This is a genomic window from Isoptericola sp. NPDC019693 (assembly GCF_044389085.1).
In the GTDB taxonomy this organism is placed as follows: domain Bacteria; phylum Actinomycetota; class Actinomycetes; order Actinomycetales; family Cellulomonadaceae; genus Isoptericola.
The window spans coordinates 742,967-753,010 of the sequence record NZ_JBIRXP010000003.1 but is presented as its reverse complement, the minus strand read 5'-3'; the positions used below and the strand labels follow the sequence as shown (position 1 = coordinate 753,010).

Here is a 10,044-nt window from a genome sequence, read left to right as displayed (position 1 = left end):
GCCGGGCTGTCGCCGGGGGGGTCCCCCGGCGGGCTGGGGGGGGGTGGGCCCGCGCGTGCCCCCGCGGGGGCGCCCCCGGGGCACCCCCCCCCCCCGGCTCACCCCCGGCTCACTCCCGGCTCGGCCGCTCCCCCGGCTCCGCGCCGTCGCGCCCTTCGACCCAGCCGCCCATCCCGGCCCAGCCGGCGGCCTCCCGCTCCGCGGCGAGGTCGCGCGGCCAGCCCGCGACACCCGGTCGCTGCTGCCAGGGCCGTGGCCCGTCCAGCGGGCGGTACTCCACCCCCGCGGCGTCGAGGCGGGCGAGGTGCGTGCGCAGGCGCGCGTCGAACCCGGGCGCCGCCGGGTTCCACACCGCCTCCGCGAACGCGGCGAGGCGAGGGAAGGCCGCGTAGTCGACGCGCCGTGCGGAGTCCAGGTGCTCGCTCCAGACCTGCGCCTGAGCCCCCAGCACCGCGCCGGGCAGGTCACCGCCCAGCTCGGGTCGCGCGGCCAGGAGGCCCGCGGGGAGCGGCTCGAACGCGCGGACGTCGGCCACGGTGCGCACGAACCCGACGGGCACGGGTTCGTCGTCGCCGTCGGCCGCCCGGTGGTCGAGGTACACCTCCTGCTCCGGGGCCATCACGACGTCGTGCCCGGCCGCCAGCGCGTCCGCCGCGACGGCGTGGCCGCGCCAGCAGGTGACGACGACGTCCCGCGGCAGGTCCGGGCCGAACGCCTCGTCCCAGACCACGGCGCGGCGCCCCTTCTCCCGCAGGTGGTCGGCGAGCCGGGCCAGGAACCAGCCGTGCAGCCGGCCGACGTCGCCCTCGCCGTCGTCCCCGAGGAGCCCGAGCTCGGCGGCACGGGCGACGATGTCGGGGCGTTCGCGCCACGCCGTCGTGGGCACCTCGTCCCCGCCGAGGGAGACGAACGGCGAGTCGAAGACCTCGCACACCTCGTCCAGGACGCCCGCGAAGAAGTCGACCGCCGCGTCGGACGGGTCGATGACGTCCTCGCTGATGCCCCACGTGGTGCGCACCTCGTGCGCGCCGGGACGCGCGGCCAGCTCCGGGTAGGCGGCGAGCAGTGCCTGCACGTGCCCCGGCGAGCCGATCTCCGGCACCACGGTCACGCCGCGCTCGCGCGCGTAGGCCACGATCTCGCGCAGGTCGTCGCGCGTGTAGAAACCGCCGTGGGGGCGCCCGTCGTAGCGCTCGGCGCGCCAGGTCCCCACGCCCGACTCGCGGCGCCACGCGCCGACCTCGACCAGGCGGGGACAGCGCTCCACCTCGATCCGCCAGCCCTGGTCGTCGGTCAGGTGGAGCTGCAGCACGTTGAGGTGGTGAGCCGCCGCGAGGTCGACGAACCGCAGCACGTCCGCCTTCGGCAGGAAGTGCCGCGCCACGTCGAGCAGCACCCCGCGCCAACCGGTCCGGGGCGCGTCGTCGACGGTGACCGCCGGCAGCGCGAGCTCCGCGCGGCCGGCGCGGCGGAACGCCTGCGGCCCGGCCAGCTGGCGCAACGTCTGCGCCGCGGCGTGCGCCCCGGCGACGTCGGCGGCGCTCACCCGCACCGCCGCGGCGCCGGAGCCGGGCCCGGCCACGCCGACGGCGAGCCGGTAGCCGCCCGCGGGCACGGCGGCGTCCACCACGAAGGTCACGTCCGCGGCGTCGTCGCGCGGGTCCGCGGGTGCCAGGTCGAGGCCGAACGCGTCCTCGGACACGCGACGCCACCACCGTGCCGCGGGGCGCAGGGCAGGGTCGGCCGCGACGCGGGCGCCGTCGCCCAGCACGACCACGCCCCCGTCGCGACGGAGGGCGGCGGGGGCGGGGACGACGTCGGTGGCGCGCGGCATGGCGCCACCCTAGTGAAGGGCGGGGCGGGTCAGGCGGAGTGCGGCACCACGACGGCGCGCCCGGCCACCTTCCCGGACTCGAGGTCGCGGTAGGCGTCCAGGGCCTGGTCGAGCGAGTACCGCTGCACCTGCGGCGTGATCTGGCCGGCCCGGTACATGGCCACGACCTCGTGGAGGTCCTCGATCGTGCCCCAGTACGTGTTGGTGATCGTGGCCTCGTACGGGTTGGTGAAGAACGACCACTCGGCGGTGCCCCCGGCGATCCCGACCACGGTGAGGCGGCCCTGGCGTGCCATCGACGCCTGCGCCGTGCGGATCGTCGGCGTCGCGCCCACGAAGTCGAACGCGGCGTCGACACCCCGGCCGCCCGTGATCGCTCGGATCGCCTCGACCTGGCCCTCGCCCCCGGGCACGGTCACGGCGCCGTTCGCCGCGGCCCGCTCCATCGCCTCGGGCTTGGTGTCCGTGGCGATCACGGTGGCGCCCGTCAGCGCGGTGAGGATCTGCACGGCGATCTGGCCGAGGCCACCGAGCCCGATGACGAGGGCGAACTTGCCGCCGCCGGCCAGGTTCGGCAGCGCCAGCTTGATCGCGTGGTACGGCGTGAGACCGGCGTCGCTCAGCGGGGCGGCGGCCACGGGGTCGGCGTCACCGAGCGGCACGAGGTTGCGCACCGGGACACGGACGTACTCGGCCATGCCGCCGTCGCGCCCGATCCCGGTGGCGAGGTACGGCATGGTCGCCGCGTTCTCGCAGTACGTGTCCTGGCCCCGCGAGCACGCCGCGCAGCGGCCGCAACCGATGGGGCCGTAGACGAGGAAGGCCTCGCCCACCTGCACGCCGTCGACGCCAGGGCCGAGCTCCTCGACCCAGCCCGAGACCTCGTGCCCGAGCACGAACGGGGGGGTCTGGGCGCCGGGGGCGCCCTCGGTGAACTCGCGGTAGATGCTGACGTCGGAGTGGCACGCGCCCGAGCCGGCGACCTTGAGCAGCACCTCGCCGGGCCCCGGCGTCGGCCGTTCGACCTCCTTCAGCTCGGGGAAGGTCTGGAACTTCTCGAACACGACGGCGCGCACAGCGGTGCCTACTCTCTTCGACGCGGGGGATGTCAGGCGGTCCGCCGCGGAGGCGGATCGTTCATCCTTCAACAGTACGCTCGGCGGACATGTGCCCCAGGCGTCCGCCCGACGTGGCGTTCACCACCTCACGCCCCCCGGGAGCACGACGACGGCCCCGCCGGCTGGGTAGCCGGCGGGGCCGTCGTCGTCAGGGTGGAGCTGCCGGGAATCGAACCCGGGTCCGGTGGCGCTTTTCGAGGACTTCTCCGGGCGCAGTCCGCTGTGATTTTCTCGGCCCCCGCACTCACACGGACAAGGTGCGGACGGGCCCAGTCACCTAAAAGTCCCCGCCGCCCCGGTGACGAGGGCGACGAGCAGTGGCTCTCTAGATGACGTGAGCTACCGGGTCGAGAGCGATCCCGGGCTCACGGACTTCGGAGCTCGCTCAGGCGGCGAGGGCGAAGTCGGTGCGCTTGTTATCGGCACCTATAGGTTCGCAGGCAAGCGTTCACGAGATGAGCCTGCATCCTCGGCCCGCTTCTCCTCGAAGCACGACCACCGTCGAAACCGATCAGCCCCTATGCATTTTTCAAACCGGGTCTGCCGACCCCACGCCGGCCACGGTGAACCGCGCCGACGTCGTCCAGTCTAGTGGATCAACCACCACGGGAGCACCGTTATTTCCGCGGGCCCGCCCGAGGGGACGGCCGTTCAGCCCAGCAGCTCCTGGTGCCGTATCGCCCGCTGCGCCTCACGCATGTCCTGCTTCTCCCGCAGCGTCTGGCGCTTGTCGTACTCCTTCTTGCCTCGCGCCAGGGCGATCTCGACCTTGGCGCGGCCGTCGAGGAAGTAGAGGCTCAGCGGGACGAGGGTGTGCCCCTTCTCCCGCGACTTCACACCGAGCCGGTCGATCTCCTCCCGGTGCAGCAGCAGCTTGCGCTTGCGCCGCGGCGCGTGGTTGTTCCACGTGCCCTGGAAGTACTCCGGGATGTGCACGTTCTCGAGCCACGCCTCGCCGTTGTCGATCGCCGCGTACCCGTCGAGCAGCGACGCGCGACCCATGCGCAGCGCCTTGACCTCCGTGCCCGACAGCACGATCCCGGCCTCGACCACGTCCTCGATCACGTAATCGTGGCGTGCCTTCTTGTTGTTCGCCACGATCGTGCGCGGGTCGCCCTGCTTCTTCTTGGCGCCCTTGGCCTTGTTGGACACGGTCTCCTCCTCCCGGGTGCGCGGACTCGCGACGACCCAGGATACGGGAACCGCGCGCCGCGGCCAGGACTTTTCCGCGCGCTGCGAACCCTCGCAGGGCGTTCAGTTCAGCCAGCCGCCCATGGGGTCCGTGGTGCTGCCGTTGACGTACACCTCGAAGTGCAGGTGGCACGCCGCCGACGTCCCGGTGGAGCCGGAGTAGCCGATGATCTCGCCCTTGCCGACCTTCTCCCCCACGCTCACGGTGTCGTAGGACAGGTGCAGGTATCGCGACATCACGTTGTCACCGCGGTAGGTGCCGTGGTTGATGAGCACGTTGTTGCCGCCGCCGGACGTGTAGTGCGCCTGCTCGACGTAGCCGCTCTGCGCCGCGTAGACCGGCGTGCCGCAGTACGTGCGGATGTCCGTGCCGGCGTGCAGCCGCCAGTAGTGCAGCGTCGGGTGGAACCGCATGCCGTAGGAGCTGGTGACCACGTGGTAGTTCGTCGGCCAGCCGAGGAAGGGACCGGAGGACGACGACGAGCCGCCCCCTCCGCCTCCGCCGCCACCGCCGCCGCCGGAGCCGCCGCCGCTGCTGGAGCCGCCGCCTCCGCCGCCACCGCCGCCGCTGTTGGCCTTGCGCTCGGCGGCCTCCTTGCGCCGCTGCTCCTCCTCAGCCTTGCGGCGCTCCTCGGCGAGGCGGGCGTCGCGGGCCTTCTGCTTGGCGATGATGTCCTTGAGCTGCGTCTCGAGGCTCTGCTGCGCCTGCTCGTTGGCCTTGAGCTCCTCGAGGGCGTTCGCCTTCTGCGCCTCGATCGAGGCCTTGAGCTTGCGCTGCTGGGAGATGAGACGCTCGACCTCGGCCTTGCGGTCCGCGGCGTCCCGCTGCGCCTTCTCCGCGGCGACGACGTTGGCGTCCGCCTCGCGCTTGAGGTCCGCGATGGCCGTCCGGATGGCGTCGAGGCGCGCCTGCTGGTTGCGGGCGACCGCCTCGGCGTCCTGCAGGTCCGTCAGCGTGCGCGCCTGGCTGCGGGCCGCGGACGACGAGACCGCGAACTCCTCGAGGAAGTCCTCCGTGGACTGCACGCCGGTGACGATGCCGAGGGTGCTCGTGTCGTCGCCGTTGCGGTACGCCTGGCGCGCCATCTGCACGACGTCGGCACGCGCCGCCTCGACCTTCCCCTTGCCGGCCTCGATCTGGCCCGCGACCGCGGCCTCCTCCGACTCGGCGTCCGACAGCCGCTGGGCGAGGATCGCCGCCTTGCGTCGCGCCTCCTGCAGCGCGGCCTCCGCGGCCGCGAGCTCGGCCTGCGCCACCGGCAGCCGGCCCTCGACCTCGTTGAGGTCCAGCACGGCCTGCCGGTACTTGGCGTTGGTGTCCTCGAGCTCCTCCTGCAGGCCGTCGCGCTCGCGCTCCTTGGCCCGCTGCTTCGCCTCCGCGGCGGCCCGCTGGTCGTCGATGTCGTCCGCGGCCGCGGTGGGCGCGGACACCCCCGCGGTCACGGTCGCCGACGTCGTCGCGCCGCCCAGCACCAGGACGGCGGCCACGAGCGCGCTCAGCGCCCGCCGTCCGACGGGCCTGGCCGAGCCGGCGTCCTTCGTCTGCGGCGTCGTCGTCTGCGGCGTCGTCATCTGCGATCTCACACCCTCGTGTACCGGTTGAGCGTCACCACGGACGACACCACCGCCAGGAGCACGGCGATGCCGATGAGCAGCGGCGCGACGAGCAGGACGTCACCCACGTCCACGTACGCGACCCAGTCGACGGAGTCCTGGAGCCAGTCCGTCACCAGGTACTGCACGGCGAGCCAGAGCCCGCCCACGGCGAGCAGTGCGCCCACCAGCGCGGCGATCGCGCCCTCCAGCATGAACGGCAGCTGCACGAACAGGTTCGACGCGCCGACCAGCCGCATGATGCCCGTCTCGCGCCGCCGCGAGACGGCCGAGAGCCGGATGGTCGTCGTGATGAGCAGCACCGCCGCGAGCAGCATCACGCCCGCGAGCCCCGCGGCCAGCAACGACGCGCGCCCGAGCGCGAGGAACAGCGGCTCGAACACCTCGCGCTGGTCCTCCACGACCTCGACCCCGGAGCGCCCCTCGAGGACGTCGTCGACCACCTGGTACTTCTCCGGGTCCACGAGCTTGAGCCGGAACGACGCCTGCATGTCGTCCTCGGTGAGCTGGGTGCCCTGGTACCCGTCCGGGTAGAGCTGCGTGAACGCCTCGAACGCGTCGGTCTTGCTCTCGAAGTAGGTGGTGGCGACGACGTCCGAGAGCTCGGTGTCGATGACCTTCTCGAGCCCCTCGATCTGCTCCTCGGTGGCCTCGCCCTCCGCGCACGTGGGGGCCGTCGAGCCGTCGGGGCACAGGAAGACGGAGACCTCGACGAGGTCGTACCAGTCCCCCTTGAGCTTGGTGACCTGCGACTGCAGCAGCGCCGCCGCGCCGACGAACGTCAGGGACACGAACGTCACGAGGACGACCGAGATCACCATGGACAGGTTGCGCCGCAGACCCTGCAGGACCTCGGTGAGGACGAACTGGAGCCGCACCCTCAGGCCTCCCGTCCCGCGCGCACGCGCTCGTGCTCGCGCAGCACCTGCTGCACCACCTCGTCCGCGGACGCGCCCGCCCGCTCCGGCACAGCCCGCTCCGGCACCGCAGGCTCCGGCACCGCACGCTCCGGCACCGCAGGCTCCACGACGATCGGCTCCGCGCCGGTGGGCTCCTGCGCCGCCGCCCGGGCGGCGGCCGCCTCGGCAGCGCGCTCGGCCTCGAGGTCCGCGGGCTCGGGCGACACCTGGACGCGCTGCACCGCCCGCGCGCCACGACCGGGGGCGTCGAGCACCGGCGTCTGCCCCACCTGCGGCAGGATCGACTCGCGCTCGCCGTAGACCGCGTCCACCTCGTCGCGCACCACCGACCCGGTGGACAGCTCGACCACGCGCTTGCGCATCTCGTTGACGATCTCGTCGTCGTGCGTGGCCATGACCACCGTGGTGCCGGTGCGGTTGATCCGGTCGAGCAGCCGCATGATGCCCAGCGACGTCGTCGGGTCGAGGTTTCCGGTGGGCTCGTCGGCCAGCAGGATCTGCGGCCGGTTGACGAACGCCCGCGCGATCGCGACGCGCTGCTGCTCACCGCCGGACAGCTCGTGCGGCAGCCGCTTCTCCTTGCCGTCCAGGCCGACCATCTCCAGCACCTCGGGCACCGTGGTGCGGATGGTGTGCCGCGGCTTGCCGATCACCTGCAGGGCGAAGGCGACGTTCTCGTAGACGGTCTTGCCCGGCAGCAGGCGGAAGTCCTGGAACACGACGCCGATGCTGCGTCGCAGGGACGGCACCTTCCAGCTCGAGAGCCGGGACAGGTCGCGGCCCGCCACGTACACGGTGCCGCCCGTGGGCCGTTCCTCGCGCAGGACGAGCCGCAGGAACGTGCTCTTGCCCGAGCCGGACGCGCCCACGAGGAAGACGAACTCACCGCGCGACACGTCGACGGAGACGTCGTCGAGCGCGGGCCGCGCCCCTCGGGCGTAGACCTTCGAGACGTTCTCGAACCGGATCACGACGTGCCTCTCCCCTGCCTGTCGACCGTGCGGCGCCGCGGCGGGCACGATGTCGCTTCGTGGTCACATCGCACCTGGGCCGGGGCCGCCCGATTCCCGAGAGTCGCACCCGGCGGGGAGGGTGGCGCGAAGGACACGCCGGTGTGTCGCGGGTCGGGGAGGTCGCCCGCGGCAATCGTTCAGGCTGTCGCGGCGGTGTGCCGCCGCCTTGCCGAGGCCTCAGGCGGCGTCGGCGCCGCCCGAGCGGCGCCAGCGGATCCCGGCCTCGATGAAGTCGTCGATGGCGCCGTCGAACACGGCCTGCGTGTTGCCGGACTCGTGCTCGGTGCGCAGGTCCTTGACCATCTGGTACGGCTGGAGCACGTAGGAGCGCATCTGGTCGCCCCAGCTCGCCTTGATGTCGCCGGCGAGCTCCTTCTTCTTCGCGGCCTCCTCCTGCTGTCGGATGAGCAGCAGGCGGGACTGCATGACGCGCAGCGCCGCGGCACGGTTCTGGATCTGCGACTTCTCGTTCTGCATCGACACGACCGTGCCCGTGGGCAGGTGGGTCATGCGCACGGCGGAGTCCGTCGTGTTCACGGACTGGCCGCCCGGGCCGGACGAGCGGAAGACGTCGATCTTCAGGTCGGACTCGGGGATCTCGATCGAGTCGGTCTGCTCGATCAGCGGCACGACCTCGACCGCGGCGAACGACGTCTGGCGGCGGCCCTGGTTGTCGAAAGGCGAGATGCGCACCAGGCGGTGCGTGCCGGCCTCGACGGACAGGTTGCCGAACGCGTAGGGAGCGTTCACCTCGAACGTGGCCGACTTGAGCCCGGCCTCCTCGGCGTAGGAGGTGTCCATCACCTTGGTCGGGTAGCCGTGCCGCTCGGCCCAGCGCAGGTACATGCGCATGAGCATCTCGGCGAAGTCCGCGGCGTCGACGCCACCGGCGCCCGCACGGATGGTGACGACGGCCTCACGGGCGTCGTACTCGCCGGCCAGCAGGGTGCGCACCTCGAGGGCGTCGAGGTCCTTGCGGATCGCGGCGACCTCGGTCTCGGCCTCCGTGAGGGAGTCCGCGTCCTCCATCTCCTCGCCGAGCTCGACGAGGGTCTCGACGTCGTCGATGCGCCGGCCGAGCCGCTCGACGCGCTGCAGCTCGTTCTGCGTGGTCGACAGCGCCGACGTGACCTGCTGCGCCTTCTCCGGGTCGTCCCACAGGTCGGGGGCGGATGCCTGCTGGGTGAGGTCGTCGATCTTCGCCTGCAGCGCGGTGGGGTCGCTCACGGCCTCGATGGACTCGAGGGTGGCGCGCAGCGCCTTGATCTCTGCGGGGAAGTCGATGGTGGCCACGATCCTCAAGGTTACCCGCCACCGCGGGCTGCCCCGCCCCGAAGGCCCGGGGGCGACCTCAGCCGGGCTCGGGCAGAGTGCGACCGAACATCTGCGCGGTGTCACGGGCGCTGGGCGTGCCGGCGTCGGGGTCGGCGCCCGCGGACAGGAGCGCCGCGACGACGTCGTCGGAGCCCTTGAAGACGGCGCCCGCCAGCGGGGACTGGCCGCGCGCGTTGACGCGGTCCACGTCGGCGCCGCGCTCGGCGAGGCCACGCACGAGGCCGGCGTGCCCGTGGTACGCCGCCAGCATGAGCAGGGTGTTTCCCGCCGCGTCGGCGTGGTCGGCCGGCACCCCGGCGTCGACGAACTCCAAGAGCAGGTCGGCCCCCGCGCGGGCGAGGTCGAACATCTGGTCCAGGTTCACCGGCAGCTTGTCGACGGGCAGGTTGTCGTCGCTCATGCCCGCGAATCTACCGGGCGGACTCGACCTTCCCGTCCGATGCTGGGACGTGGAGGTGGTCCGTGATGACGACGTACCGGTGGCGCGGGACCGGCAGCGGCGGGACCGAGCACCTCGACCTGCTCCCCCGGGACGACCGGCTCCGCGCCCGGTCCGTCGTCGACCTCGGGCCGGTGCGGCTCGAGTACGCCATGGAGCTCGGGACCGGCCCGGGCACGGCATGGACGTTCCGGGCGTTGCGGCTGCGGTCGTCGGACGGGCGCCAGCTCGACCTGAGCCGGGACGACGACGCCGGGTGGCGGGTGGACGGCAGCGCCCGGCCCGACCTGGCCGACGCCGTGGACGTGGACCTCTCCTTCAGCCCGTTCACCAACACGCTGCCGATCCGCCGCCTCGACCTCGCGGTCGGGGCGGCGGCCGACATCGTCACGGCGTACGTCGACGGGGAGACGTTCGAGGTGTCCGCCGACCCCCAGCGGTACACCCGGGTCGACGCGGACCGGTACGTCTACGAGTCACGCGACGGCGACTTCCACCGCGAGATCACGGTCGACGCCGACGGCGTCGTCGTGGACTACCCCGGCCTGTTCTCCCGCGTGTCCGACGCCGGGCGGTGACG

8 protein-coding genes, 1 other RNA gene and 1 pseudogene are annotated in these 10,044 nt (G+C 72.9%); 1 reads left to right on the top strand and 9 read right to left on the bottom strand.

Annotated elements, in window-relative coordinates; translation table 11 throughout:
* Positions 1-109: 109 nt before the first annotated feature.
* The 9 genes and pseudogenes from ACH436_RS12575 to ACH436_RS12535 form a co-directional block, all read right to left on the bottom strand.
* The gene (locus ACH436_RS12575) at positions 110-1,834 is read right to left on the bottom strand and encodes a beta-N-acetylhexosaminidase (protein WP_430560516.1); all 1,725 of its coding nucleotides are present in this window, start codon (positions 1,832-1,834) and stop codon (positions 110-112) included.
* 29 nt (positions 1,835-1,863) lie between these two features.
* Entirely contained in the window at positions 1,864-2,910 is a 1,047-nt protein-coding gene (locus ACH436_RS12570; protein WP_430560515.1) for an NAD(P)-dependent alcohol dehydrogenase, read from the bottom strand.
* A gap of 193 nt (positions 2,911-3,103) precedes the next feature.
* Positions 3,104-3,471: a transfer-messenger RNA gene (gene ssrA, locus ACH436_RS12565) on the bottom strand.
* Positions 3,472-3,603: 132 nt separating this feature from the next.
* The gene (gene smpB / locus ACH436_RS12560; protein ID WP_429728243.1) at positions 3,604-4,104 is read right to left on the bottom strand and encodes an SsrA-binding protein SmpB; all 501 of its coding nucleotides are present in this window, start codon (positions 4,102-4,104) and stop codon (positions 3,604-3,606) included.
* Positions 4,105-4,206: 102 nt separating this feature from the next.
* Positions 4,207-5,715: a peptidoglycan DD-metalloendopeptidase family protein gene (locus tag ACH436_RS12555; protein WP_430560514.1), complete on the bottom strand. Its 1,509-nt coding sequence runs from the start codon at positions 5,713-5,715 to the stop codon at positions 4,207-4,209.
* Between the two features lie 8 nt (positions 5,716-5,723).
* Complete coding sequence (gene ftsX, locus ACH436_RS12550; protein WP_430560513.1) at positions 5,724-6,635, bottom strand: permease-like cell division protein FtsX; 912 nt, start codon at positions 6,633-6,635, stop codon at positions 5,724-5,726.
* Positions 6,636-6,970: 335 nt separating this feature from the next.
* Positions 6,971-7,648: pseudogene (ftsE, locus tag ACH436_RS12545) on the bottom strand (cell division ATP-binding protein FtsE); the annotation flags it as partial.
* 219 nt (positions 7,649-7,867) lie between these two features.
* Positions 7,868-8,983, bottom strand: coding sequence for a peptide chain release factor 2 (gene prfB, locus ACH436_RS12540; RefSeq protein WP_430560512.1), 1,116 nt, complete (start codon positions 8,981-8,983; stop codon positions 7,868-7,870).
* Between the two features lie 58 nt (positions 8,984-9,041).
* Entirely contained in the window at positions 9,042-9,425 is a 384-nt protein-coding gene (locus tag ACH436_RS12535; protein WP_430560511.1) for an ankyrin repeat domain-containing protein, read from the bottom strand.
* Positions 9,426-9,490: 65 nt separating this feature from the next.
* Between ACH436_RS12535 and ACH436_RS12530 the strand changes: the two genes are divergently transcribed.
* Positions 9,491-10,042 (top strand): putative glycolipid-binding domain-containing protein, encoded by a 552-nt coding sequence (locus tag ACH436_RS12530; RefSeq protein ID WP_430560510.1) that lies wholly within the window; start codon positions 9,491-9,493, stop codon positions 10,040-10,042.
* The last annotated feature ends 2 nt before the right edge of the window (positions 10,043-10,044 follow it).

Excerpts from the sequence above, each read along its gene's own strand:
- ACH436_RS12575 (WP_430560516.1), bottom strand. The coding sequence starts at position 1,834 with ATGCCGCGCGCCACCGACGTCGTCCCCGCCCCCGCCGCCCTCCGTCGC.
- ACH436_RS12555 (WP_430560514.1), bottom strand. The coding sequence starts at position 5,715 with ATGACGACGCCGCAGACGACGACGCCGCAGACGAAGGACGCCGGCTCG.
- ACH436_RS12535 (WP_430560511.1), bottom strand. The coding sequence starts at position 9,425 with ATGAGCGACGACAACCTGCCCGTCGACAAGCTGCCGGTGAACCTGGAC.
- ACH436_RS12530 (WP_430560510.1), top strand. The coding sequence starts at position 9,491 with ATGACGACGTACCGGTGGCGCGGGACCGGCAGCGGCGGGACCGAGCAC.